Source organism: Bradyrhizobium sp. Mp27 (assembly GCF_029953005.1).
Lineage (GTDB): Bacteria > Pseudomonadota > Alphaproteobacteria > Rhizobiales > Xanthobacteraceae > Bradyrhizobium > Bradyrhizobium barranii.
Map to the genome: position 1 here is coordinate 21,033 of NZ_JASAUS010000013.1, position 22,861 is coordinate 43,893.

28 protein-coding genes are annotated in these 22,861 nt (G+C 65.2%); 19 read left to right on the plus strand and 9 right to left on the minus strand.

The features are described 5' to 3' along the window. Window positions 1-63: 63 nt before the first annotated feature. The 9 genes from QJT78_RS10590 to QJT78_RS10630 all read left to right on the plus strand — a co-directional run bounded on the left by QJT78_RS10590 (window position 64) and on the right by QJT78_RS10630 (window position 6,785). A complete protein-coding gene (locus QJT78_RS10590; protein WP_008136857.1) occupies window positions 64-216 on the plus strand; it encodes an aa3-type cytochrome c oxidase subunit IV in 153 nt (50 codons plus the stop codon). A 138-nt stretch (window positions 217-354) separates the two neighbouring features. Next, window positions 355-1,482: a Re/Si-specific NAD(P)(+) transhydrogenase subunit alpha gene (locus tag QJT78_RS10595; RefSeq protein ID WP_028151681.1), complete on the plus strand. Its 1,128-nt coding sequence runs from the start codon at window positions 355-357 to the stop codon at window positions 1,480-1,482. Window positions 1,483-1,493: 11 nt separating this feature from the next. Beyond that, the gene (locus QJT78_RS10600) at window positions 1,494-1,811 is read left to right on the plus strand and encodes a proton-translocating transhydrogenase family protein (protein ID WP_014492434.1); all 318 of its coding nucleotides are present in this window, start codon (window positions 1,494-1,496) and stop codon (window positions 1,809-1,811) included. 39 nt (window positions 1,812-1,850) lie between these two features. Next, a complete protein-coding gene (locus QJT78_RS10605) occupies window positions 1,851-3,248 on the plus strand; it encodes an NAD(P)(+) transhydrogenase (Re/Si-specific) subunit beta (RefSeq protein WP_038943165.1) in 1,398 nt (465 codons plus the stop codon). A gap of 20 nt (window positions 3,249-3,268) precedes the next feature. Then, a complete protein-coding gene (locus QJT78_RS10610) occupies window positions 3,269-3,439 on the plus strand; it encodes a hypothetical protein (protein ID WP_193375942.1) in 171 nt (56 codons plus the stop codon). A gap of 21 nt (window positions 3,440-3,460) precedes the next feature. Continuing rightward, a complete protein-coding gene (locus QJT78_RS10615) occupies window positions 3,461-4,261 on the plus strand; it encodes an alpha/beta hydrolase (protein ID WP_028151679.1) in 801 nt (266 codons plus the stop codon). A gap of 60 nt (window positions 4,262-4,321) precedes the next feature. After that, window positions 4,322-5,419: an ionic transporter y4hA gene (locus tag QJT78_RS10620; RefSeq protein WP_028151678.1), complete on the plus strand. Its 1,098-nt coding sequence runs from the start codon at window positions 4,322-4,324 to the stop codon at window positions 5,417-5,419. Window positions 5,420-5,432: 13 nt separating this feature from the next. Then, entirely contained in the window at window positions 5,433-5,717 is a 285-nt protein-coding gene (locus QJT78_RS10625; protein ID WP_038943164.1) for a cupin domain-containing protein, read from the plus strand. Between the two features lie 93 nt (window positions 5,718-5,810). Further along, entirely contained in the window at window positions 5,811-6,785 is a 975-nt protein-coding gene (locus QJT78_RS10630; RefSeq protein WP_028151677.1) for a hypothetical protein, read from the plus strand. Between the two features lie 86 nt (window positions 6,786-6,871). Here the strand turns inward: QJT78_RS10630 and QJT78_RS10635 are convergent, their stop codons facing one another. Together QJT78_RS10635 and rpsU are read right to left on the minus strand one after the other, a co-directional pair. Next, window positions 6,872-7,525 carry a tetratricopeptide repeat protein gene (locus tag QJT78_RS10635; RefSeq protein ID WP_038943162.1) on the minus strand — a complete coding sequence of 218 codons (654 nt, stop codon included), beginning with the start codon at window positions 7,523-7,525 and terminating at the stop codon, window positions 6,872-6,874. Between the two features lie 139 nt (window positions 7,526-7,664). After that, complete coding sequence (gene rpsU, locus QJT78_RS10640; RefSeq protein ID WP_014492442.1) at window positions 7,665-7,961, minus strand: 30S ribosomal protein S21; 297 nt, start codon at window positions 7,959-7,961, stop codon at window positions 7,665-7,667. A 264-nt stretch (window positions 7,962-8,225) separates the two neighbouring features. On the opposite strand from rpsU, the gene aqpZ reads away from it, so the two are divergent. Then, on the plus strand, window positions 8,226-8,948 hold the full coding sequence (gene aqpZ, locus QJT78_RS10645; protein WP_028151675.1) for an aquaporin Z: 723 nt from the start codon (window positions 8,226-8,228) through the stop codon (window positions 8,946-8,948). Between the two features lie 36 nt (window positions 8,949-8,984). On the opposite strand, the gene QJT78_RS10650 is transcribed toward aqpZ, so the two are convergent. Together QJT78_RS10650 and purE are read right to left on the minus strand one after the other, a co-directional pair. Then, window positions 8,985-10,091: a 5-(carboxyamino)imidazole ribonucleotide synthase gene (locus QJT78_RS10650; protein WP_028151674.1), complete on the minus strand. Its 1,107-nt coding sequence runs from the start codon at window positions 10,089-10,091 to the stop codon at window positions 8,985-8,987. Beyond that, entirely contained in the window at window positions 10,088-10,576 is a 489-nt protein-coding gene (purE, locus tag QJT78_RS10655; RefSeq protein WP_028151673.1) for a 5-(carboxyamino)imidazole ribonucleotide mutase, read from the minus strand. The genes QJT78_RS10650 and purE overlap by 4 nt, the downstream gene beginning before the upstream one ends. Window positions 10,577-10,716: 140 nt before the next feature. Here purE and QJT78_RS10660 point away from each other — a divergent pair, with 140 nt between their 5' ends. Beyond that, the gene (locus QJT78_RS10660) at window positions 10,717-11,430 is read left to right on the plus strand and encodes a GGDEF domain-containing protein (protein ID WP_028151672.1); all 714 of its coding nucleotides are present in this window, start codon (window positions 10,717-10,719) and stop codon (window positions 11,428-11,430) included. A gap of 62 nt (window positions 11,431-11,492) precedes the next feature. On the opposite strand, the gene QJT78_RS10665 is transcribed toward QJT78_RS10660, so the two are convergent. The 3 genes from QJT78_RS10665 to QJT78_RS10675 all read right to left on the minus strand — a co-directional run bounded on the left by QJT78_RS10665 (window position 11,493) and on the right by QJT78_RS10675 (window position 12,317). Then, on the minus strand, window positions 11,493-11,744 hold the full coding sequence (locus QJT78_RS10665) for a hypothetical protein (RefSeq protein WP_028151671.1): 252 nt from the start codon (window positions 11,742-11,744) through the stop codon (window positions 11,493-11,495). A gap of 21 nt (window positions 11,745-11,765) precedes the next feature. Further along, on the minus strand, window positions 11,766-11,984 hold the full coding sequence (locus QJT78_RS10670; protein WP_028151670.1) for a hypothetical protein: 219 nt from the start codon (window positions 11,982-11,984) through the stop codon (window positions 11,766-11,768). 126 nt (window positions 11,985-12,110) lie between these two features. Beyond that, on the minus strand, window positions 12,111-12,317 hold the full coding sequence (locus QJT78_RS10675) for a DUF465 domain-containing protein (protein WP_008546179.1): 207 nt from the start codon (window positions 12,315-12,317) through the stop codon (window positions 12,111-12,113). On the opposite strand from QJT78_RS10675, the gene QJT78_RS10680 reads away from it, so the two are divergent. Together QJT78_RS10680 and QJT78_RS10685 are read left to right on the plus strand one after the other, a co-directional pair. Further along, the gene (locus tag QJT78_RS10680; protein ID WP_049807599.1) at window positions 12,225-12,482 is read left to right on the plus strand and encodes a hypothetical protein; all 258 of its coding nucleotides are present in this window, start codon (window positions 12,225-12,227) and stop codon (window positions 12,480-12,482) included. The two genes, QJT78_RS10675 and QJT78_RS10680, sit on opposite strands and share 93 nt — an antisense overlap. A 163-nt stretch (window positions 12,483-12,645) precedes the next feature. Next, on the plus strand, window positions 12,646-12,828 hold the full coding sequence (locus QJT78_RS10685; RefSeq protein WP_008131172.1) for a DUF465 domain-containing protein: 183 nt from the start codon (window positions 12,646-12,648) through the stop codon (window positions 12,826-12,828). Between the two features lie 145 nt (window positions 12,829-12,973). Here QJT78_RS10685 and QJT78_RS10690 read toward each other — a convergent pair whose 3' ends face one another. Then, the gene (locus QJT78_RS10690) at window positions 12,974-14,077 is read right to left on the minus strand and encodes an NAD(P)/FAD-dependent oxidoreductase (RefSeq protein WP_028151669.1); all 1,104 of its coding nucleotides are present in this window, start codon (window positions 14,075-14,077) and stop codon (window positions 12,974-12,976) included. Window positions 14,078-14,278: 201 nt separating this feature from the next. Between QJT78_RS10690 and QJT78_RS10695 the strand changes: the two genes are divergently transcribed. From QJT78_RS10695 to QJT78_RS10720, 6 genes are all read left to right on the plus strand, one after another. Further along, complete coding sequence (locus QJT78_RS10695; protein WP_028151668.1) at window positions 14,279-16,966, plus strand: EAL domain-containing protein; 2,688 nt, start codon at window positions 14,279-14,281, stop codon at window positions 16,964-16,966. Between the two features lie 136 nt (window positions 16,967-17,102). After that, window positions 17,103-18,563: a glycerol-3-phosphate dehydrogenase gene (locus tag QJT78_RS10700; protein ID WP_028151667.1), complete on the plus strand. Its 1,461-nt coding sequence runs from the start codon at window positions 17,103-17,105 to the stop codon at window positions 18,561-18,563. A 165-nt stretch (window positions 18,564-18,728) separates the two neighbouring features. Then, window positions 18,729-19,886: an ABC transporter ATP-binding protein gene (locus QJT78_RS10705; RefSeq protein ID WP_028151666.1), complete on the plus strand. Its 1,158-nt coding sequence runs from the start codon at window positions 18,729-18,731 to the stop codon at window positions 19,884-19,886. Then, window positions 19,883-20,797: an ABC transporter permease gene (locus tag QJT78_RS10710; protein WP_038943156.1), complete on the plus strand. Its 915-nt coding sequence runs from the start codon at window positions 19,883-19,885 to the stop codon at window positions 20,795-20,797. The genes QJT78_RS10705 and QJT78_RS10710 overlap by 4 nt, the downstream gene beginning before the upstream one ends. Before the next feature lie 4 nt (window positions 20,798-20,801). Then, window positions 20,802-21,614 (plus strand): ABC transporter permease subunit, encoded by an 813-nt coding sequence (locus tag QJT78_RS10715; protein WP_028151664.1) that lies wholly within the window; start codon window positions 20,802-20,804, stop codon window positions 21,612-21,614. A 13-nt stretch (window positions 21,615-21,627) separates the two neighbouring features. Continuing rightward, entirely contained in the window at window positions 21,628-21,768 is a 141-nt protein-coding gene (locus QJT78_RS10720) for a hypothetical protein (protein WP_155257941.1), read from the plus strand. On the opposite strand, the gene QJT78_RS10725 is transcribed toward QJT78_RS10720, so the two are convergent. Further along, window positions 21,769-22,761: a hypothetical protein gene (locus QJT78_RS10725; protein WP_028151663.1), complete on the minus strand. Its 993-nt coding sequence runs from the start codon at window positions 22,759-22,761 to the stop codon at window positions 21,769-21,771. Between the last annotated feature and the right edge of the window lie 100 nt (window positions 22,762-22,861).

A 22,861-nucleotide genomic window follows, 5' to 3' on the forward strand; every position in this document is an offset into this window, starting at 1 on the left:
TGCCCTGCCCGAAGGTTTGCGGTATCCCAGCCCAAGAATTCGACTTTCGACTGGGGACAATACATGGCTGACCATAGCGAAGTGGCGTACACCACCGCCGACGGCAACGACTACGTTGCCCACGAGCAGACCTATGAGGGCTTCATCAAGCTGGTGAAGTACGGCACGGCCTCGGTCGCGCTCATCGTGATCCTGATGGCGATCTTCCTGACCTGACCTATCGGCAGCTGCACACGCCAGCAGCAGCTGCCGCCTACAAAATTTGCATCCAAGCCGGTCCCAAAACCGGTATCGAACGCTGCGGGAGTAACGCTTAAGTTTGCGCGCGCGCTGTCCCGCGTCGCCGGAGGGCCTATGAAGATCGCCGTTGCCAAGGAAATCGATCCGTCGGAGCCGCGTGTTGCCGCTTCGCCTGATACGGTGAAGAAGTTCAAGGCGTTGGGCGCCGAGATCGCCGTCGAGCCGGGCGCCGGCCTCAAATCGGGCCTGCCGGATTCCGAATTCACCGCCGTGGGCGCCACCGTCAGCGCCGATGCGCTGAAGGACGCCGACATCATCATCAAGGTGAAGCGTCCCGAAGCCTCCGAGCTCGCGCAGTACAAGCGCGGTGCGCTCGTCATCGCCATCATGGACCCCTACGGCAACGAGGCCGCGCTGAAGACGATCGCCGATTCCGGCGTCTCCGCCTTCGCGATGGAACTGATGCCGCGCATCACCCGTGCGCAGGTGATGGACGTGCTGTCGTCGCAGGCGAACCTTGCCGGCTACCGCGCCGTGATCGAGGGGGCCGAGGCCTTCGGCCGCGCCTTCCCGATGATGATGACCGCCGCCGGCACCGTGCCCGCCGCAAAGGTGTTCGTGATGGGCGTCGGCGTTGCCGGCCTCCAGGCGATCGCGACCGCGCGCCGTCTCGGCGCCATCGTCACCGCGACCGACGTGCGGCCCGCGACGAAAGAGCAGGTGGAATCGCTCGGTGCGAAGTTCCTCGCCGTCGAGGACGAGGAGTTCAAGAACGCGCAGACCGCCGGCGGCTACGCCAAGGAAATGTCCAAGGAATACCAGGCCAAGCAGGCCGCGCTCACCGCCGAGCACATCAAGAAGCAGGACATCGTGATCACGACCGCGCTGATTCCGGGCCGGCCTGCGCCGAAGCTCGTCAGCGCTGAAGTGGTCAAGTCGATGAAGCCGGGCTCGGTGCTGGTCGATCTCGCGGTCGAGCGTGGCGGCAATGTCGAGGGCGCCAGGCCCGGCGAGGTCGTCGACCTCGATGGCATCAAGATCGTCGGCTACACCAACGTCGCGGGCCGCGTCGCGGCCTCGGCCTCCAGCCTCTACGCACGCAATCTGTTCTCCTTCATCGAGACCATGGTCGACAAGAAAGAGAAGAAGCTCGCCGTGAACTGGGACGACGAGCTCGTCAAGGCCACCGCCCTGACCAAGGACGGCGCCGTGATCCACCCGAACTTCCAGCCGAAGGTTTAAGGAGAGCCGCCATGGAGCATGCAGCACAGGTCGTCGACCCCTTCATCTTCCGGCTGTCGATCTTCGTCCTCGCCGTCTTCGTCGGCTATTTCGTGGTGTGGTCGGTGACGCCGGCGCTGCACACGCCGCTGATGAGCGTGACCAACGCGATCTCCTCGGTGATCGTGGTCGGCGCGCTGCTCGCCGGCGGCGTCGCCAATGTATCGAGCGGCTCAGGCTGGGCACGCGCCTTCGGCTTCGTTGCTCTGATCTTCGCCTGCATCAACATCTTCGGCGGCTTCCTTGTCACCCAGCGCATGCTGGCGATGTACAAGAAGAAGTCGAAGTAAGCGGCCACCTCGGGCTGATGGGATCAATGGGGACCTGAGATGAGCGCCAACCTCTCTGCATTTTTGTATCTCGTGGCGGGAGTGCTGTTCATCCTGTCGCTGCGCGGGTTGTCGAGCCCGGCTTCGTCGCGCCAGGGCAATCTGTTCGGCATGATCGGCATGGCGATCGCGGTCGCCACCACGCTCGCCAACCATCCGCCGGCAGACGGCCTCGCCTGGGTGCTCGTCATCGTTGGTATCGCGATCGGCGGCGCGATCGGTGCGGTCATTGCCCGCCGCGTGCCGATGACCTCGATGCCGGAACTAGTCGCCGCCTTCCACTCGCTGGTCGGCATGGCCGCGGTGCTGGTCGCCGCCGGCGCGTTCTACGCGCCCGAGGCCTTCGACATCGGCACCCCCGGCAACATTCATCCGCAGAGCCTGGTCGAGATGTCGCTCGGCGTCGCCATCGGCGCGCTGACCTTCACCGGCTCGGTGATCGCGTTCCTGAAGCTGTCCGCGCGGATGAGCGGCGCGCCGATCATCCTGCCGTTCCGCCACATCATCAATATCGTGCTCGCCGTTCTGCTCGTCGTCTTCATCGTCGGGCTGGTGATGTCGGGCAGCGCGCTCGACTTCTGGCTGATCGTCATCATCGCGCTGGCGCTCGGCGTGCTCATGATCATCCCGATCGGCGGCGCCGACATGCCGGTCGTGATCTCGATGCTGAACTCCTATTCCGGCTGGGCCGCGGCCGGCATCGGCTTCACGCTGGGCAATTCCGCGCTGATCATCACCGGCGCGCTGGTCGGCTCGTCCGGTGCGATCCTGTCCTACATCATGTGCCATGCGATGAACCGGTCCTTCATCTCGGTCATCCTCGGCGGCTTCGGCGGCGAGACCGCCGCGGCCGGCGCTGGCGGCGGCGAGCAGAAGCCCGCCAAGCTCGGCTCGGCCGACGACGCCGCCTTCATCATGAAGAACGCGCAGAAGGTCATCATCGTGCCCGGCTACGGCATGGCGGTGGCGCAAGCCCAGCACGCGCTGCGCGAATTGGGCGACATCCTGAAGAAGGAAGGCGTCGAGGTGAAGTACGCCATTCATCCGGTCGCGGGCCGCATGCCCGGCCACATGAACGTGCTGCTCGCCGAGGCCAACGTCCCCTACGACGAGGTGTTCGAGCTCGAGGACATCAACTCCGAATTCGCGCAGGCCGACATCGCCTTCGTGATCGGCGCCAACGACGTCACCAACCCGGCGGCTGAAGAGGACAAGACCTCGCCGATCTACGGCATGCCCGTCCTCCAGGTCTGGAAGGCCGGCACCGTGATGTTCATCAAGCGCTCGCTCGCCTCCGGCTATGCCGGCATCGACAATCCGCTGTTCTATCGCGACAACACCATGATGCTGCTCGGCGACGCCAAGAAGGTCACCGAGAACATCGTCAAGGCGATGTAGCGCGGGAAGGCGAGCGGACCGTGGCCCTGAACAAGGAGTGGCACCGGTCCCATCGCATGCCACCGAAGGCGACCCGCGAGCAGCGTGTCGCATGGCACGTCGCCCATGCGGCGGCGTGCGGCTGCCGCGAGATTCCCTTGAGCATCCGGCCGGACGTCCTCAAACTGCTCAAGAGCCGCCGCAAGTCCTGAACTCCGGAATGGCGGGCCGCGATGACATTCCTGAAATGGACCGCCACCATCCTTGCGGCCGGCTACCTCGCCGGTCTCGTCCTGCTGTTTGCCAAACAGCGCGCCATGCTGTTTCCGATACCGACGGCCGAGCGCACGGCGCCCGCGGCCGCGGGACTTCCAGACGCCGAAGAGCATGTCCTGACGACGTCTGACGGCGAGAAGGTCATCGTCTGGCACGTGCCGCCAAAGCCTGGCCGTGCCGTGGTGCTGTTCTTCCACGGCAACGGCGATTCTCTCGCCGGCCTTGCCGGGCACTTCAAGGCCATCACGGCCGACGGCACCGGTCTCGTCGCGCTGTCCTATCGCGGTTATTCGGGCTCCAGCGGCGCACCGGGCGAAGATGGCCTGCTGCGCGATGGCGCGGCTGCGTACGCGTTCGCGACGGCGCGCTATGACGCCCGGCGCCTTGTCGTCTGGGGCTTCTCGCTCGGGACCGGCGTTGCGGTCGCCGTCGCCTCCGAACATCCGGTCGGGAAGCTGATCCTCGAGGCGCCCTATACGTCGATCGCCGACGTCGCCGCCGCGCATTTCTGGTTCGCTCCGGTTCGCCTCCTGATCCGCGACCCCTTCCACTCGGACGAGCGCATCGCACGCGTCGCGGCTCCGCTCCTGATCATGCATGGCGCGCAGGACCAGACCATCCCGATCGCATTCGGCGAGAAATTGTTTGCGCTGGCCCGCGAGCCGAAGCAGTTCGTCCGCATTCCCGGCGGCGGGCACGACGATCTCGGCAGCTTTGGCGCCATCGAGATCGCGCGAAACTTCATCAATAGGTCCTGAGGGCTGACGTGCGCGATCTTCTCGCGCATAATCGGTCTCCCATTGGAAGGAATCGCCCGCATGAGCGCACACGGACCGATGCCGCGGTCGTCCTGGATCTTCCCCGCTCTGGCGGTGCTGCTGTTCCTGATCGTGACCGCGACTGGCTACGGCTTCACGCTGACGGCCGGCGGCGGCCTGTTCGCGATCGTCCTGCTGGTGATCCTGTTCGGCACCGTGTTCGCGGCCGTTCATCATTCCGAGGTGATTGCCGAACGCATCGGCGAACCCTACGGCACGCTGCTGCTGACGCTGGCGGTGACTATCATCGAGGTCGCGCTGATCACCACGATCATGCTGGGCGACAAGCCGGCACCGGAACTCGCGCGCGACACGGTGTTCGCGGTCGTGATGATCGTCTGCAACGGCCTGGTCGGCCTCTGCGTCTTCATCGGCGGCATGCGCTATCGCGAGCAGGGCTTTCAGGTCTCGGGCGCCAACGTCTATCTCAGCGTGCTGATTGCGATGGCAACCATCACCCTGATCATGCCAAACTACACGCTGACCACGCCGGGCCCGATCTATTCGACGCTCCAGCTCGGCTTCGTCGATCTCGCAACGATCGTGCTCTACGGCGTGTTCCTCTACACCCAGACCGTCCTGCACAAGGACTACTTCGTCCACGAGCGGGCGGACGGCGAAGGCGGGGAGGCCCATCTGTCGGGCAGGATGCTGGCGCTCAGCATCGCGCTGCTGCTGATCTCGCTGCTGGCCGTGGTGCTCCTTGCCAAGAAGTTCTCGCTGGTGGTCGATGCCGTTGCCGCCAAGATCGGCGCTCCGCCGGCGTTCGCCGGCCTCCTGGTGGCGCTCCTGATCCTGATGCCGGAGGGCGTCTCGGCGATTGCGGCGGCGCGCAAGAACGACCTCCAGAAGAGCATCAACCTGGCGCTCGGGTCCTCGCTCGCGACCATCGGCCTGACCATTCCGGCGGTCGGGCTCGCCACCTACGCGCTCGACCAGCCGCTGGTTCTGGGCCTGAACCCGGCGAACACCGCACTCCTGTTCCTGACATTCTTGTTGAGCATGCTGACCTTCGGCACCGGCAGGACCAATGTCCTGTTCGGGCTGGTCCATATGGTGGTATTTGCCGTCTACGTGTTCATGGTTTTCGTGCCGTAGAAGGAAATTCCCGATGCTTGCCGCCAAATCCGAGGTTCAGGTCGACAACGAGCAGGTCCGGGTGACCGAATGGCGGCTCGCCCCGGGCAGCGCGACCGGGCATCACACCCACGGCATGGACTATGGCATTGTTCCCGTCGTCGCCGGCGAGATGACCATCGTGGCGCCCGGCGGCGAGCGTTCCAAGGCGCAGCTCGCGGCCGGAAAATCTTACTTTCGCAAGGCCGGCGTCCAACACGACGTACTTAACGAAACCTCAACCGAGATCGTGTTCCTTGAGATCGAGCTGAAGCCGTAAGGCGAGCGAACCCTTTGCCATCGATCCGTCGCAGTTGATCCCTTACAATGCCCCAAAGTTCCCGCATCTGATCGCGCGGGGAGTGGCCGAGAAATGCTGAAATACCTCGCTAAAATCTCGATGGATATTTTCCCCTCGGTGCTCGCGACGATCATCGGGGCATACATCGTTAACCACTACATCAACGCCAGGCCGGCGGCCGATGCCCCCGCAGCCGTGGTAGCGCCTGCCGATGCCGGCAAGAGCGGCAAGCCCTCCGATGTGGCCAACCTCCCGGCCCCCGGCGTCAAGGCCAAAGGCGTCTCCGAGAAGAGCGTGACCGACAAGGCGGCGGCCGAGAAGCCCGCCGACAAATCCGGCGAACACCCGGCCGAGACCAAGGCCGCGGACGTTGCTCCCGCCGAGACCAACCCGCGCGGTCGCAACCCGGCGCGTGAGAAGGCGGCCGCCAAGTCCGCTCCGGCTGTCACGGCTCCCGCCACCACCCCGGTGGTCGAGGCCAATTCGGCGCCGGCGTCCCCGGCTGCGACCCCTGACGCCAACGATCTCGCGCGCGCCGCCATCGAGCGCCTGCGCAAGTCGCCTGAGGGCAAGGCCGCCGAGGCCAGATCTTCCGAAACCAAGTCTTCCGAAAGCAAGTCTACCGAGAGCAAGCCTTCCGAAGCCCGGCCGGCTGAAACCAAGTCGGCCGAGAGATCGCCGGAGCCTGCGGTTCGGGAAGCCTCCCGCACCCCGGAAGCCCCGCGTGTCATTCCTGCGGAGCCGTCCGCGCTCCGTCCGCTGCCGCCGCCGATCACGGTGTCGACGCCTTCGTCCGAAGCCTATGGCAATGGCGGCGTGTCGCCGGTCAATCCGCCCTACACCGCCTCGATCGGCAACGACGATCCGAACCGGATGACGCCACCGGCCGACATTCCGGTGCCGGTGATCGCGCCGCCACTCGACCTGCGTGCCGATGCCGGCGCGACCATGCCGCGGCCGAAGAAGACCAATGTTGCCGACGAGATGCTGTCGGGCATGAAGTCGATGTTCAACTCCGTCCTGCCGAAGAGCGCCACCCCCGATTAAGGCGGTGGCTGAGAGCGTTTTCGAGCGAAGTGGACACCGTTTCGCGTGAAGAAAACCCGTCAAAACAAGGATCTCTAGGAGCGCTGTCAGCCGCCGACGCGGGCGAGACCGCTGCGGGCGGTATCGTCGCGTGGACGAAGGGCGACCGCCTTGTTGTAGGACGTGGCCGCCTTGGCCTTGTCACCCAGCCGCTCATAGGCCTGTCCCCGCGCGGTCCACACCTGCGCGTTGTGTGGATCGACCTCGGAGGCCTCATCGAGATCGGCCGCCGCTTCCTTGACCTTGCCGATGGCGAGATAGCTGATGGCGCGGCCGAGCAACGGCTCGACCTTTTGCGGATTGAGCCCGTTGGCGGTGCTGAAATCGGCGATGGCGAAATTATGCTCGTTGTTGCCCTGATAGATCAGGGCGCGACCATAAAGTGCCTGCGCGTTGTAGGGATCGAGCGTGACGGCCCGGTTGAACTCGTCCAGCGCCCCAGCCGTCTCCCCCGCCTTTGCCAGGGTCTGGCCTTTTGCGGTGTGAGCCTGGGCCTCGCTGACATTACCCGCGCTGACCGCGCTGTCGGCGGCCGTCGCAGCGGCCTTGGGCGCTTCCTGCGGCTTCTCCTTCTCGGGCATCATGGAGCCGAGGTCGAAGGAGCAGCCGCACAGCACGATCCCCATCAAGCCGAGCGCGAACGGCTGTCGCCAGATCTGGCGTAGCCGCGCCAGGCGGCGTTCGGGGAAAGGGGAGGCCATCTACGGTTCGCTCGCGCTGGTGCCGCATCGGTAGTGCCCCCGTCCCAGAGAAGGCACCGCTCACAAAACAATAACGCGGGCCAGGGGCCCGCGTCATCGAAAACCGAAGTCTTGGAAAACTGAAGTCTTGCAGGCAGAATCAGCGCGGTCCGCGCGGACCTGCACCCGGGCCGCTGCGGCCGCCACGATCACCACCGGGACCGGCGCCGAACACCGGCTTCGGCTTCATCGGCAGCAGGCCTTCGCGCTGCAGCTTCTTGCGGGCCAGCTTGCGCGCGCGGCGCACAGCCTCGGCCTTTTCACGGGCCTTCTTCTCGGAGGGCTTCTCGTAGTGACCGCGGAGCTTCATCTCGCGGAAAATTCCCTCGCGCTGCATCTTCTTCTTCAGCGCCTTAAGGGCTTGATCGACATTGTTATCGCGAACGAGAACCTGCACGCGGCATCCTCTTCAGTGGATCGGATTTGAATTCTGATAAGTCAAAGGGGATGGCGAAACGCACAAGCCCTTAACCTTGAGGGCGCGGATGTATCAGACAAAACCCGCGATGTCCACCTGCCAAGCAGGTTTTCGGGCCAAGTTCAGCCATTAAATAAGGCGAAAATACCTCCGTACGGCCCCGATTTGGGTGATTCGGCGCCAAGGGTGGGGCAGTTCCCGGAGCTTTGCTCAGGAAATTCCTGGAGTTAGGGGAGACGTCACATGGATATGAAGAAATACGCTGCCGAGGCGATCGGCACATTCTGGCTCACATTCGCAGGCTGCGGCAGCGCGGTGATCGCCGCCGGCTTTCCGCAGGTCGGAATCGGCCTGGTCGGCGTGTCCCTGGCGTTCGGCTTAAGCGTCGTCACCATGGCCTATGCGATCGGGCACATCTCGGGCTGCCACCTCAACCCGGCCGTCACCGTCGGGCTTGCCGCCGGAGGACGCTTCCCGGCGGGACAGATCCTGCCTTACGTGATCGCGCAGGTCTGCGGCGCAATCGTCGCCGCCCAGCTGCTTTACATCATCGCCAGCGGTGCTCCCGGATTCGATGTCAGCAAGGGTTTTGCGTCGAACGGCTACGACGCGCATTCGCCCGGCCAGTACAGCTTGATCGCCTGCTTCGTCACCGAGGTGGTGATGACCATGATGTTCCTGTTCGTCATCATGGGCGCCACCCATGGCCGCGCGCCCGCGGGCTTCGCCCCGCTCGCGATCGGGCTCGCGCTGGTGATGATCCATCTCGTCAGCATCCCCGTCACCAATACGTCGGTGAACCCGGCGCGCAGCACGGGGCCCGCACTGTTCGTCGGCGGCTGGGCGCTGGCGCAGCTCTGGCTGTTCTGGGTCGCACCGCTGATCGGCGGCGCGCTGGGCGGGGTGCTCTATCGCTGGCTCAGCGAGGAGCCCTCAGGCGTCGTCGCGGGCGCGAAGACGGCCTGATCGAAAGGCGGGATCGCGGCATGCGCCGTGGTCCCGCTACTTGCCCTTTGTCGGCCTGACTTCGGTGACGTGGCCCATCTTGCGGCCGGGGCGCGGTGCGCCCTTGCCGTAGATATGCACGGTCGCGCCCGGCGCGCTCAGCCACTTCTCGTAATCGTTGATCTCGTCGCCGATCAGATTGGTCATGGTGACGATTTCGCCGTGGCGCACGGCCTTGCCGAGCGGCCAGCCGGCAATGGCGCGGATGTGCTGCTCGAACTGCGAGACCGAGGCGCCGTCGAGCGTCCAGTGTCCGGAATTGTGCACGCGCGGGGCGATCTCGTTGACCAGCACCTTCGGCCCGGTGCCGTTAGCGAGCACGAACATCTCAACCGCGAGCACGCCGACATAATCGAGCGCGCCGGCGATCTTGCCGGCGATGCTGCGCGCTTCTTCCGCGAGCGCATCTGGAATCTGTGCGGGGGCGCGGGATATCTTCAGAATGTGGTCGCGGTGCTCGTTCTCGGTGACGTCGAAGCACTCGACCTGGCCCGTCGCCGAGCGCGCCGCAATCACGGAGATCTCGCGCTCGTACGGGATGAAGGCTTCCAGGATCGCCGATTTGGTGGCGAGGCTGGTCCACACCTTGGCGATGTCGTCGCCCTCGCGGATGATGGCCTGGCCCTTGCCGTCATAGCCGAAGCGGCGGGTCTTCAGCACCGCCGGAAGGCCGATCCGGGCGATCGCCTCGCGCAGCGAGGAGACCGAGGTGACGTCGGCATAGGCTGCGGTGCCGATGCCGAGCCGCGTCACGAAATCCTTCTCGGCGAGCCGGTCCTGGGTGGTCTCGAGGATCTTGCGGTTGGGCAGCACCGGGCGGCGCGCGTCCAGCACCATCGCGGCGGCAGACGGCACGTTCTCGAATTCGTAGGTGATGACGTCGACGTCGTTGGCGAACAGCTCGAGCGCTTCGACGTCGGCATATTCGGCGCAGGTCGCGTTCAGCACGACGTCGAAGGCGGGCGAGTCCGGATCGGGCGAGAATACCTGGCAGCGCAGGCCGAGCCGCGCCGCAGCCATAGCGAGCATCCGCCCCAATTGTCCGCCGCCGAGGATTCCGATGGTGTCGCCGGGCTTCAGCTTCACCTGCTTTGCGTCAGTCACGCCTTGTCCTCCGGGCGCTCCGCAACCGCCTCGGTCTGTGCCTTGCGCCAGGCGGCGAGACGGTCGGCCAGGGCCGGGTCGGACAATGCGAGCACTGAAGCTGCAAGCAGCGCCGCGTTGATCGCGCCGGCCTTGCCGATGGCGAGGGTGCCGACCGGGATGCCCGCGGGCATCTGCACGATCGAATAGAGCGAATCGATGCCCTTGAGCGTCCTGGATTCGACGGGAACGCCGAACACGGGCAGTTCCGTCAGCGCCGCCGCCATGCCGGGCAGATGCGCAGCGCCACCCGCGCCGGCGATGATGACCTTATAGCCTGCCGCCTTGGCGCCCTTGGCGAATGCAAACAGCCGGTCGGGGGTGCGGTGTGCCGAAACGATGCGGGTCTCGGCGGCAACGCCGAGCGCTGCGAGCGTGTCGGCGGCATGCCGCATCGTCTCCCAGTCCGACTGGCTTCCCATGATGATGGCGATCGGCGCGGTCATGACGTCAATTGTGCTGGAAAACAGAAAGATAGGCCAGATTAACGGTTCCGGCCGGTGGCTCGCAAGGCGGTGGCAAGGAGAAGGGAATGCACTATCCTGTCTTGGTGAATCCCCGCAAGCCTTCATTGAGCAGGATGCCCATGAAGAAACCAAAAAGGGCAAGCGCTGCGAAGGCCAAAAAGGGCCGAAAGACCAGCGCCAGCCGCTCCAAAGCCGCTCCCAGGCGGCTGGCGAAGCGCTCGGCCAAGCCGGCGCGGCGCGGAGCGTCGGCCGCCGACGACACCAGGGCGACCATCCGCGGCTTGCGGAGCAAGCTCAAGGAGGCGGAGCGGCGGATCGCGGAACTGGAAGCCGCGGCCGACACCGATTTCCTGCTCGAGATTCCGAACCGGCGCGGCTTCGAGCGCGAGCTCGCGCGCGCCATCGCCTACATGAAGCGCTACCGCGCCAGCGGCGCGCTGATCGTCCTCGACGTCGATCGCCTGAAGCCGATCAACGATTCCTTCGGCCATGCCGCCGGAGACGAGGTGCTCAAGGCGATTGCGGCCACCCTGACGCGGCAGGTCCGCGCCTCGGACGTGGTCGGCCGGCTTGGTGGCGACGAGTTTGCGCTGCTGCTCTGGAATCTCAGCGAGACCGACGCCAAGGCGAAGGCTGCGACCTTCGAGCAGGCGATCGACGAATTGTCGTTTGCCTTTCGCGGTCAGCGCGTGACCGCGGGCGCCTCCGCAGGTGTCGCGCTGCTGGGGGCGCAGTCCGATGCAGGTCGCGCGCTGGAGGAGGCTGATGCCGCCATGTATGTGCGCAAGGCGCACCGGCGGCACGAGCCGCTGATCAGGCTGGTCGGCAACTAGGGCACGATCTTCGCGACAAACGCGGACCGCGCTACGCGGAGATCATGCTCGAGCCACAACCCTTACAGCGTGGCCAGATCTTCCGGCACGTTGCCGAATTTGCGCAGCAGCGTGGCGTCGCCGAATTCGCCGGTCATGGGATCGCCGCTGCGGCTGAACGCAACCGCGCCGATATGGCCGGCACCGTGCGCCATGATCTCGGCGCGCCGCAACGCGGCCGCCGAGCTCTGGCATTCCTCCGCGGCGCCCGCGACAGGCGATCCGTCGGCATCGATCAGGAAGGGCATTGCAACGTAGTAGGTCACATCCGACATGGCGTTGCTCCGATGTTGAACTCAGGCGGCGCTGCTGTTGCTCCGCACTTTGCCGCGTGCGGTCTCGGGAATGCAGCCGGCTGAAATCGCCGCCTGTAATTCTTCCAGCTCTGCTTCCAGATATTCGTTGGCCATGATCAGCGCCTTGATGGTGCTGCGCAGATTGCCGTCGCACATCGCGATCGCCTGGTCGCAGGCCTGTTCATAATGGCTGTTGTCGAGAAGGGCGGTTGCCGACATCTGCGTTGTCCTCGGGGGTTCCTGGGCGTTTCCTGGGGCGGTGGGATACCCAAATGTTCCTATTTTGTTCTTTTCGAGTCAAGCGGATTCGGATGCGGCGAGCTGCCACAAAAAGGGCCTCGCGGATCAGGCGATGATGTCCGGCGTGATCTGGTCTTCGATGAACGCGATACGGTCGCGCAACAACAGCTTGCGCTTCTTCAACCGTTGTAACCGCAACAGGTCGGGGGCTGGCGATTGATGCAGCGCATCGATCGCGGCATCGAGATCTCGGTGTTCTTGCTGCAACCGGGTGAGCTCGGCTTCGAGCTCACGCTCGTCTTCATTGGTCATGTTCGCGGTGGCCGAAACCCGATGGGCGTGAGATTCAAGGCTGTGGATGCCCTGTGGAAATTATCGTCCTTGCGCGCCGTGATCGCAAGCGATCTCGGGCCGTCGCTCACCGAACTCTCGCAAGATATTTCGACGATTCGTTACGGCATTGCGCAAGCACGTTGATATCATGGATTTTTCCAGCGCGGTTCCTTACTCACGATTCGTTACATATGAATTTTCAAAAATGACGCTGCGACGACGGATACTTATCGACAGAATGAATCGGTGATGTACACTTGCTCGTCCGGATCGAATCCAAGGTTTCCCCCTACCGAGGAGGTTTCGAATGACAATTCAGGCACATCTGGTTGAATTGGAACGGAAGCACAAAACGCTCGAAAACGAATTGCACGAAGCTCTCGTGCACCTTTCAACAGACGACCTGCAAATTGTTGAGTTGAAGCGACGTAAGTTGATGGTCAAGGACCAGATCGAGCGTTTGAAGCACACCGGCGACACGCTCCACTAGTAACCCCGTAACAGCGTAGAATTGAATCTACCCTTCACGCAGGGGTGAGAGCTATTGCTCATCCCTGCCGGAAGGTGCGCGCCGTGCAAAGCTATTTGCGCGGCGTTCTTTATGCTAGCCGGTATCCACTTCGTGCGAAAACGCTCTAGATGTTTGCGAGCTCGGCGACGTGATCCGCGATCGCGAGCGACGACGTCAGTCCCGGCGATTCGATGCCGAACAGGTTGATCAGGCCTTCGACGCCGTGATCGCGCGGGCCCTGCATCAGAAAATCCTGCGTGGCCACCGCCGGCGGCACGATCTTCGGGCGAATGCCTGAATAGCTCGGCATCAGCGCGCCGTCGGGCAGCGTCGGCCAGTATTTCCGGATCGCCGGATAGAAGCGCTCGGCGCGTGATGGATCGACCTCGTAATTGATCGTCTCGATCCACTCGACGTCGGGGCCGAAGCGTGCCTGCCCGGCCATGTCCAGCGTCAGATGTACGCCGAGCCCACCAGGCTCGGGCACCGGATAGATCAGGTGCGAGAACGGTGCCCTGGCGTTGCAGCTGAAATAGTTTCCCTTGGCGAGATAGGCCGGTGGAATCCGGTCGATCGGCATGCCGTCGATGTGGCGTGCGACCGTTGTCGCCGAGAGCCCGGCGGCGTTGACGAGCAGGCCGCATTGCAGCGTCATCGGCGCTTCGCCGCCAGCCTCGATCTCGATCACATCGCCGGCTGCCTTGGCGCGGACCAGCGGGGTGTGAAACGCAAAGGCGGCGCCGGCCGCCTCGGCCTCGCCGCGCAGCGAGAGCATGTAGGCGTGGCTGTCGATGATGCCGGTCGATGGCGAGAGCAGCGCGGCATCGCAGGCGAGCGCCGGCTCCAGCGCGCGCGCGGCTTCGCCCGTGAGCAGCTGCATGTCGAGCACGCCATTGGCCTCGGCATGCGCCTTGATCGATTGCAGCTTCTCGGTCTCCTTGGCGCTGGTCGCGACGATCAGCTTGCCGCAGTTCTTGTGCGGGATGCCGCGCTCGCCGCAGTAGCGGTACAGCGCATGCTTGCCGCCGACGCACATGCGCGCCATCCAGCTGCCGGCGCGGTAATAGATCCCGGCATGGATCACCTCGCTGTTGCGCGAGGAGGTGATGGTGCCGATGGCCTCGGCTTCCTCGAGCACGATCACCTCGCGCCCGGCCTGGGCAAGCTTTCGAGCCACCGCGAGCCCGACCACGCCGGCTCCGATGACGACGCAGTCGACCTTATCCATGGTTGTGCAGTGTGTCCGTTGAAAGCATCGGTGGCATCAGGCCTGAGAACCACGGCACCGGGCCGTTTTCCATTAAGGAAGCATTTATCATGTCAGGGCAATTGCCGTATTTGGCGTCACATTTTCTGTTGCGCGTACAGGCGTTTACCCGATCCAAACCCGTGAAGCCAGACAATCCGACGTTGAAATCGCGGGTGGCTGATGGCTGAGAAGAACTGGCACGTGGGCAGCACGCTTCCGATTGCTGTGCAGGCCGTCGTGTGCCTGGGCAGCGCGGTCGCGCCCGCGCGCGCCTTCGCGCTTTCGGACAGTTTCGCGCCGCCGAGCTATCTCGGCAAGCTCGATCCCAATTTGATCTGGGAAGCGCTGATTGGCGGCATCGTCGTCTGTGCGTTCCTGGCCGCCATCGCGCTGTGGATCCATTCCTCGCTGCGCCGCACCAAGCGCTTGCAGCTGCGGCGCAACGCCTTCGTCTCCTCCGCCATGAACAATCTCAACCAGGGCGTGGTGATGACGGATGCGCAACGACGCATCATGTTCTGCAACGACCGCTATCTCGAGATCTACGGCTTGGCGCGCTCGGATCTGTGGACCGGGATGACCGGCTACGACATCCTCGAACTCAGGCGCAAGCGCGACGTCCTCGGCGGTGTCTCCGACGATGAGTTCTACGAGAAGGCGGCGAGCCCCAACGGCCTGATCACCGAACTGCCTGATGGCCGCGCCATCCTGGTGAAATATTTCGTGTTGCCGAACGGCGGCTCGGTCGCGACGCATCTGGACGTCAGCGATCAGCGCAAGCTGTCACGGCAGCTCGCCTCCACCAAGCAATTCCTGGAAACCGTGTTGGACCACGTGCCGGCCTGCGTCGCCGCGAAGAACATCGAGGACGGTCGCTACATCTTCGCCAACAGCGCCTATGAACGGTTCTGGGGGTTCTCGCGCGACCACGCCGTCGGCAAGAATGCGCGTGAGCTCTTCGCGCCCATCTCGGCGGCCAGCATCGAGGCGGCCGACAAGGCGGCCCTGAATTCGCCGGACGGCCAGTTCCGCAATGAATTCGAGGTCGACCGCGCCGGTGAACGGCGCATGGTTGCCTCGATCCGGATCGTGGTCCGCGACGAGAGCAACAAGCCCGAATTCCTGATGCTCGTGTTCGAGGATATCACCGACCGCCGCTCGCTGTCGCAAGAGCTGGAGAGCACGAAGAAGTTCCTGGAGCTCGTGGTCGACAACATTCCGGTGGCGCTGATCGTGGAGCAGGTCAAGGACGGCCGCTATTTGCTCGCCAATCGCAGCGCGGAGACGATCCTCAACCGCCGGCGCGAAGAGGCCACGGGCCTGACCGCCTCCGACATCTTCAATCCCAAGGAAGCCAAGCTGATCATCGCGCGCGACGAGGCCGCGATCAAGAAGCGCGGGATGATCACCGAGGAGCACCCGATCTCCACCAAGGACGGCCTGCGGCTGTTCCTGACCCGGCGGGCGACCGTGCTCAGCGATGCCGGCGAGCCGCAATATCTGATCAAGACCCACGAAGACGTCACCGATCGCCGGCAGACCGAGTCGCGCATGGCGCACATGGCCTATCACGACGGCCTCACCGATCTGCCGAACCGCGCCGCCTTCCTTCAGGCGCTGACCCAGATGATCGAGGCCTGCGAAGGCACCAGCGAGGAGTTCGCCGTGCTCTGCCTCGACCTCGACGGCCTCAAGGAGGTCAACGACGTCTTCGGTCATGCGCTCGGCGACAAGCTGTTGATCGAGGTGGCCCAGCGGCTTCAGGATTCCGCGCGCGGCGGCGTGGTGGCGCGCCTGTCCGGCGACGAGTTCGGCCTGATCATCGACGGCAAGCAGCCGGAGGCGGGCCTTGCGCTGGCGCAGCAGCTCGGCGAGGCCGTTGCCCAGGAATTCCAGATCGACGGCCGGGCGGTCCGCGCCGGCGTCACCACCGGCATGTCGATCTTCCCGCATAATGGTGCCGACGGCGCATCGCTGCTGGCCAATGCCGGCGCGGCGCTGTTCCGCGCCAAGCAGAAGTCGCGCGGCACGATCGGCCTTTACCAGCCGGAGATGGACCAGCAGATCCGCGACCGCCGCGTGCTGCACCAGGACCTGTCGAAAGCGATCAAGAACGGCGAATTGTCGCTCGCGTTCCAGCCGCAGGGCATCGCGCGCCACAGCGTCGCCGAGAGCGAGATTATCGGCTTCGAAGCGCTGGCGCGCTGGCAGCATCCGGTGCGCGGTCAGGTCTCGCCGGCCGAGTTCATCCCGATCGCGGAGGAGAGCGGCCTGATCGTCGAGATGGGCGAGTGGATCCTGCGCGAGGCCTGCCGCGAGGCGGCGTCCTGGCCGAAGCCGCTCCAGGTGGCGGTCAACCTGTCGCCGGCGCAGTTCATGCACGGCGACGTGGTCGGGCTGGTCCATTCAATCCTGATCGAGACAGGCCTCGCACCCGGCCGGCTCGAGCTGGAAATCACCGAGGGCGTGCTGATCGAGGATTTTGATCGCGGCCTTGCACTGCTGCGCCGGCTGAAGGCGCTCGGCGTGCGCATCTCCATGGACGATTTCGGCAGCGGTTACTCTTCGCTGAGCTATCTCCAGGCGTTCCCGTTCGACAAGATCAAGATCGATCGCGCCTTCATCATGAATCTCGGCCGCAACCCGCAATCGGCGGCTATCGTCCGCGCCGTGATCGATCTCGGCCACGGCCTCGAAATGTCGATCATCGCCGAGGGCGTCGAGACCCTCGATCAGCTCGTCTTTCTTGCCAAGGAGGGCTGCGACGGCGTGCAAGGCTACCTGCTCGGCAAGCCGCTGCCGATCGGCAAATATGCCGGCCTCGTCGGCCGCGCCGAGACCTTGGAGCTTGCGCTCAAGACTGGCTAGAGCGTTTTCGAGCCAAGTGGATACCGGCTCGCGCAAAGAAAACACGTCAAAACAAGAATCCAAAGCCCCGTTCCGATTTCATCGGAATGGAAATGGCTCTAGTGATGGCGGGCGCTAGCTCCCATTCGACGGCTTCATGGCGGATTACGACCTTGCGATCATCGGCGGCGGCCTGAACGGGGTCAGCCTCGCCCGCGATGCGGCCGGCCGTGGCCTGCGGGTCATTCTGCTGGAACAGGGCGATCTCGGTGGCGCGGCGTCATCCGCGACGCCGCGGCTGATCCATGGCGATCTGTCGGTGCTGGAACGTCGCGGTTTTTGGCGGGTGCGCCGGGCTTTGGCCGAGCGCCGGACCTGGCTTGCCATCGCGCCGCATCTGGTCCGGCCGATGCGTTTCGTGATCCCGGCCCATTCCGAGGAGCGTCCACCGTGGCTGCTGCGCGCCGGCTTGTACCTCTATGACGGCCTCACCGGTCGGAGCGGCCTGCCTGCCGCGACCACCCTCGACATCACGCATCATCCGGTCGGCAACGCGCTGAAGCGCCCGTTCGGAACGGCTTTCGAATATTCGGACTGCGTCGTCGATGATTCCCGCCTGGTGGTGCTGACGGCGCTGGACGCCGCCGAACGTGGCGCTGCGATCCGGACCGGGGCTCGCTGTGCCCGCGCCGATCGAACCGACACATGGCGCCTCGCGGTGGTCGATCGTGGCCATCGCCGCGTGCTCACGGCCCGGGCGCTGGCCAATGCCAGCGGCGGCTGGACGTCGATCGTCGCAGAAACCGTGCTGCGCCAGCCGCAGCCCGCCATGGCGGCCATGCAGATGAACCAGATCATCGTGCCCAGGCTGTTCGAGTCCGATAACGTCTACGTCTTCCAGAACAGCGATGGGCGGCTGATCTTCGCGAGCCCCTTTGAGCGCGATTTCACGCTGATCGGCACGGTCACGCGTGATTTCACCGGTGATCCCGCGATCGTGGCGATGTCTGGGACCGACGTCAGCTATCTCTGCGAGGCGGCCAGCCGCTATTTCCGTGAGCGCGTCGCGCCCGCCGACGTGGTGCGCGCGGTCTCTGGCGTCAACCTGACGCTGGCGTCCGTGCGGCGGCGCGACGGGACGACGCTGTTCCACGCGCGCCGGCGCAAGGCGCCGCTGATCACGATGTTCGGCGGCGACGTCACCACCTCGCGCCTGCGCGCCGAGCGGGCCGTGACGAGGCTGACGCCGTTCTATCCGATGTCGCCGCCCTGGACGGCTGGCGCAGCGTTGCCCGGCGGAGACTTTGCCTGGGACCGTTTCGACACCGAAGTCGACCTCGCCCGCGACCGCTGGCGCTTTCTGTCGGAGCCGCAGGCCCAGCGTCTGGTCGCGGCCTACGGCTCGCGCTTGCCGGCCGTGCTCGGCGAGGCGAAGACCCGCGACGAGCTCGGCCCCGCCTTCGGCCCCGAACTGACCGGCGCCGAGGTGCGCTATCTGATGACCCGCGAATGGGCGCGTTTTCCCGAGGATATTCTGTGGCGGCGTTCCAAGCTCGGCCTGACGATGCCCGCGGCGGATCGCGACGCGCTGGCCGCGTTCATGGCGGATGTGAGCTAGTGGCGTAGCCCGGATGGAGCGTAGCGCAATCCAGTCTCACCACCGTCCCGGATTACGCTTGCGCTCCATCCGGGCTACGGGACTGCAGTGGAAGTTACCCCTGAACCGGTTGAGCTGCGGACGATCGGCCGCTAGCGTGCGGCGGAATCGGGGTTGGCAGGGACCATGACGGACGAATTGCCCAAGATAGGCGCCGGCGCGGATGCACTTCCTGCGGCGGGGCAGCCGCTGTTGCGCATCGAGGGCGTCGCCAAGACGTTCGGTACGTTCCGGGCCGTGGACGGCGTGTCGCTCGACATCAATTCCGGCGAGTTCTTTGCGCTGCTCGGGCCCAGTGGCTGCGGCAAGACCACGCTGCTGCGCATGCTCGCCGGGTTCGAGGCGCCGGACGAGGGGCGCATCCTGCTCGGCGGCCGGGACATCGCGCAGGCGCTGCCGCATGAACGCCCGATCAACATGATGTTCCAGAACTACGCGCTGTTTCCGCATCTCTCCGTGCGCGACAACATCGCGTTCGGCCTGAAGCGGGCCGGCATGGCGCGCGCCGACATCGCCACGCGCGTGGCGGAAATGATCGCGCTGGTGAAGCTCGAGGGGCTGGAGAAGCGCAAGCCCGACCAGCTCTCCGGCGGTCAGCGTCAGCGTGTGGCGCTGGCGCGTGCATTGGCGCGCCGGCCGCAGCTTCTCCTGCTCGACGAGCCGCTGGCGGCGCTCGACAAGAAGCTGCGCGAGAGCACGCAGGGCGAGCTGATGGAGCTGCAGCGTCGGCTCGGCATGACCTTCATCATCGTCACCCACGATCAGGAGGAAGCCATGACGATGGCGAGCCGGATCGGCGTGATGAAGGCCGGCAAGCTCGCCCAGGTCGCGAGCCCCCGCGAACTCTACGAGGCGCCGCGCTCGCGCTGGATCGCGGAGTTCGTCGGCGACATCAATCTGTTCGACGGCGAGTCCAAATTGCGCGACGGTCATCGTCTGATCATCGGCACGCGTGGTGCAGGTGCGCTGGTGGTGGCCGAGCCGCGCGAAGGCGTCGGCGCGGGAAAACTGTCGGTCGCGATCCGCCCCGAGAAGGTCAAGCTGTCGCGCCGCGGTCCGGTCAGCGAGGCCGGTCGTGAGACGGCGATCAACAGCCTGGACGGCGTGGTCGCCGACATCTGCTATCTCGGCGGCACCACCACCTACAAGGTGAAGCTCGATGCCGGCGGAATCGTGCAGGCGTCGGTCCCCAACAGCGCGCGCCTCGACGTCGACGCCTACAGCCTGAACCAGCATGTCGTCGCCTGGTTCACGCCCGACGACTGCGTGGTGCTGCAATCATGAGCTCGCGCCGCATCTTCGCAAGGCCGGCGCGCTTTGCCGCGATCGCGCCCTATGTCTGGATGCTGCTGTTCTTCCTGGTGCCGTTCGGCTTCGTGCTCAAGATCAGCCTGTCGCAGACGGCGATCGCGCAACCGCCCTACGAGCCGGTGTTCGACCTGATGGCGGGATGGGAGGCGCTCAAGGCAGCGTTCTCTGCGCTGTCGATCGACAATTTCAAGCTGCTCGCCTCAGACGACATCTATGTGTTCGCCTATGCGCGCAGCCTCACCGTCGCCGTCACCGCGACTGCGCTGTTGCTCGTGATCGGCTATCCCATCGCCTACGGCATGGCGCGGTTGCCGAAGCGCTGGCAGGCGGTGGCGATGGTGCTGGTGATCGTGCCGTTCTGGACCTCGTTCCTGATCCGCATCTATGCCTGGATCAACATCCTCCAGCATGACGGCCTGCTGAACCAGATCCTGCTCGCGCTGCATCTGGTCAGCCAGCCGGTGGTGTGGCTCTCGACCGACACCGCGATGTATATCGGCATCGTCTATTCCTATCTGCCGTTCATGATCCTGCCGCTCTACGCCACGCTCGCGAAAATGGAGCCGGTGCTGGAGGAGGCGGCCTCTGATCTCGGCGCGCCGCCCTGGCAGGTGTTCTGGCTCGTCACCTTTCCGCTGTCGCTGCCCGGCGTCGGGGCCGGCGTGCTGCTGTGCTTCATCCCCATCGTGGGCGAGTTCGTGATCCCGGACCTTCTGGCCGGCTCCAATTCGCTGATGATCGGCCAGACCCTGTGGCTCGAATTCTTCACCAACAAGGACTGGCCGGTTGCCTCCGCTGCGGCGATCGTGCTGCTGGTGGTGCTGCTGGTGCCGCTGCTGCTGTACGAACGCCTGCAGAAGCGGCAGCTGGAACAGGGGCGCTGAAGCGATGCGCAAGGTCTCCCGCCTGTCCCGCTTCAACATCGCCTCGCTCGCATTGGGCCTGGCATTCCTCTATCTGCCGATCCTCATCCTCGTCATCTACTCCTTCAATGCCTCGCGGCTGGTGACGGTGTGGGGCGGCTGGTCGCTGCGCTGGTACCACGAGTTCTTCAACGACCGCGCCATGATCGAGGCGGCCTGGATGAGCCTGCGGGTCGCGGTCTCCTCCGCGACCATCGCCACGCTGCTCGGCACGCTCGCGGCCGTTGCGCTGTCGCGCGGCGAGCGCTTTCGCGGCCGCACGCTGTTCTCCGGCATGCTCTACGCGCCGCTGGTGATGCCGGAGGTGATCACCGGATTGTCGCTGCTGCTGCTGTTCGTCGCGCTCAACGCCGAGCGCGGCTTCTGGACGGTGACGATCGCCCACACCACGCTGACGATGTGCTTCGTCGCGGTGGTCGTGCAGTCCCGCCTCGGCTCGCTCGACCGTTCGCTGGAGGAGGCGGCGATGGATCTCGGCTGCAACCCGGTTCGCGCCTTCGTCGCCGTGACGCTGCCGCTGATCGCGCCCGCGATCGTGGCGGGCTGGATGCTGGCCTTCACGCTGTCGCTCGACGATCTCGTGATCGCGAGTTTCACCACCGGCCCGGGCTCGGCGACGCTGCCAATCCGGATCTATTCGGAGGTGCGGCTCGGCGTGAAGCCCGAGATCAACGCGATCTGCACGCTGGTGATCGCCCTGATCGCGGTGGTCATCGTCATCGCCTCGCTTGCCTCGAAACTGTCGAGCTCGCAGGGCGAGAGCGCGGCGCCGCTGTAGGCTCGGAGCAATCATGACATTCGCCTACCATGCGGGCGACCGCGCGCTGGCGATCGTCGCCGGCCGCGCCATCTCGGGCGCGACCGCCGGCTACTTCATCGGCTCGACGATCGCCCTGCTGGTCGCGTATCGACGCAAGAGCGCCGAGAGATGATCAGCGTGACCGGGTTGTGCGTTTCGCGGCCTTGGTGCCCGTAGGACGCGACCGCGTCGCGGAGGCCGCGATGGGCCCCGCGTATCGCGCGCGCACCGCGCCCTGCATCGCGGCACCGAGCTGCCGCAGCGCGAGGCTGTCGAGCGGAAACTCGAGCAGGATGTGAATCAGGCTCAGCGCCAGCAGGAAGGTGAAGCCGAAAGCGTAGTCGTAGAAGTACAGCGCGGTGGAGGCGGCGCTTGCGGCGGCCATCGCCGCCAGCCGCGCCTTGGGCACCTCAGTCCAGCGGATGACGTCGGCTTTGATGAACCAGTTGAGGTAGTGGTAGGTGTAGACGAAAGCGAGCAGGCTCGTCAGCCGGGTGTCGAGGACGAGGCCGGGGACTCCGAACAGCCGGCCCAGCGCCGGACCGACATTGCCGAAATAGTCCTGCCCGACCCGGGCAAAGCTCGAGATCCGGATTTCGGCCGTTGGCGGCAGCAACAGGATCGTGGCGACCGCAAGCAGATAGACGACCACCAGCGCAGCCTGCACGCGGCTGCCCGACCGATGCGCGCCGAGCACCATGAAGATCAGCGTGAACAGCGAGACGTGGATCAGGGTCGGAATCAGGATGCCGATGACCGCAAGCGACGATCCGCTCGAATACATGATCGCGGACAGGGCGATCGCCACCATGAACAGCAGCATGCTCTCGATCGCGGAGGTGGTGGCTGCCAGCATGGCGCAGACGACCAGCGCGCCCCACATCGCAAGGCCGAACCACGAGGCGTTGTCGATCAGCACCGCGACCACGGCGACGATCGCGAGCACCGCCGCGATCCCGCGGTGGGGCAGATAATAGCTGCGATCGTGCAGCCACGAGATCTCGGTGAAGTAGTGCGCCGGGCCGAGCACGACATAGGCCAGCAGCAGCAGCTCAAATGGCACCAGATAGGACGCCGCGAACGCCAGCAGCATCAGGCCGAGATGGATCGCGTCGTTGCCGCGCATGGTGACGTGCCCCGTGACAGGGCTGCGAGGTTAGAGCAGGCGTGGACAACCCGCAATTGTCCACGTCGTCGCTCGAACGCCCTGCTTGCGGCGACGCGAC

Coding starts and splice junctions, on each gene's coding strand:
- QJT78_RS10590 (WP_008136857.1), top strand. CDS start 64: ATGGCTGACCATAGCGAAGTGGCGTACACCACCGCCGACGGCAACGAC.
- QJT78_RS10595 (WP_028151681.1), top strand. CDS start 355: ATGAAGATCGCCGTTGCCAAGGAAATCGATCCGTCGGAGCCGCGTGTT.
- QJT78_RS10600 (WP_014492434.1), top strand. CDS start 1,494: ATGGAGCATGCAGCACAGGTCGTCGACCCCTTCATCTTCCGGCTGTCG.
- QJT78_RS10605 (WP_038943165.1), top strand. CDS start 1,851: ATGAGCGCCAACCTCTCTGCATTTTTGTATCTCGTGGCGGGAGTGCTG.
- QJT78_RS10615 (WP_028151679.1), top strand. CDS start 3,461: ATGACATTCCTGAAATGGACCGCCACCATCCTTGCGGCCGGCTACCTC.
- QJT78_RS10620 (WP_028151678.1), top strand. CDS start 4,322: ATGAGCGCACACGGACCGATGCCGCGGTCGTCCTGGATCTTCCCCGCT.
- QJT78_RS10625 (WP_038943164.1), top strand. CDS start 5,433: ATGCTTGCCGCCAAATCCGAGGTTCAGGTCGACAACGAGCAGGTCCGG.
- QJT78_RS10630 (WP_028151677.1), top strand. CDS start 5,811: ATGCTGAAATACCTCGCTAAAATCTCGATGGATATTTTCCCCTCGGTG.
- QJT78_RS10635 (WP_038943162.1), bottom strand. CDS start 7,525: ATGGCCTCCCCTTTCCCCGAACGCCGCCTGGCGCGGCTACGCCAGATC.
- aqpZ (WP_028151675.1), top strand. CDS start 8,226: ATGGATATGAAGAAATACGCTGCCGAGGCGATCGGCACATTCTGGCTC.
- purE (WP_028151673.1), bottom strand. CDS start 10,576: ATGACCGCGCCGATCGCCATCATCATGGGAAGCCAGTCGGACTGGGAG.
- QJT78_RS10660 (WP_028151672.1), top strand. CDS start 10,717: ATGAAGAAACCAAAAAGGGCAAGCGCTGCGAAGGCCAAAAAGGGCCGA.
- QJT78_RS10665 (WP_028151671.1), bottom strand. CDS start 11,744: ATGTCGGATGTGACCTACTACGTTGCAATGCCCTTCCTGATCGATGCC.
- QJT78_RS10670 (WP_028151670.1), bottom strand. CDS start 11,984: ATGTCGGCAACCGCCCTTCTCGACAACAGCCATTATGAACAGGCCTGC.
- QJT78_RS10680 (WP_049807599.1), top strand. CDS start 12,225: ATGCAGCGCATCGATCGCGGCATCGAGATCTCGGTGTTCTTGCTGCAA.
- QJT78_RS10675 (WP_008546179.1), bottom strand. CDS start 12,317: ATGACCAATGAAGACGAGCGTGAGCTCGAAGCCGAGCTCACCCGGTTG.
- QJT78_RS10685 (WP_008131172.1), top strand. CDS start 12,646: ATGACAATTCAGGCACATCTGGTTGAATTGGAACGGAAGCACAAAACG.
- QJT78_RS10690 (WP_028151669.1), bottom strand. CDS start 14,077: ATGGATAAGGTCGACTGCGTCGTCATCGGAGCCGGCGTGGTCGGGCTC.
- QJT78_RS10695 (WP_028151668.1), top strand. CDS start 14,279: ATGGCTGAGAAGAACTGGCACGTGGGCAGCACGCTTCCGATTGCTGTG.
- QJT78_RS10700 (WP_028151667.1), top strand. CDS start 17,103: ATGGCGGATTACGACCTTGCGATCATCGGCGGCGGCCTGAACGGGGTC.
- QJT78_RS10705 (WP_028151666.1), top strand. CDS start 18,729: ATGACGGACGAATTGCCCAAGATAGGCGCCGGCGCGGATGCACTTCCT.
- QJT78_RS10710 (WP_038943156.1), top strand. CDS start 19,883: ATGAGCTCGCGCCGCATCTTCGCAAGGCCGGCGCGCTTTGCCGCGATC.
- QJT78_RS10715 (WP_028151664.1), top strand. CDS start 20,802: ATGCGCAAGGTCTCCCGCCTGTCCCGCTTCAACATCGCCTCGCTCGCA.
- QJT78_RS10720 (WP_155257941.1), top strand. CDS start 21,628: ATGACATTCGCCTACCATGCGGGCGACCGCGCGCTGGCGATCGTCGCC.
- QJT78_RS10725 (WP_028151663.1), bottom strand. CDS start 22,761: ATGCGCGGCAACGACGCGATCCATCTCGGCCTGATGCTGCTGGCGTTC.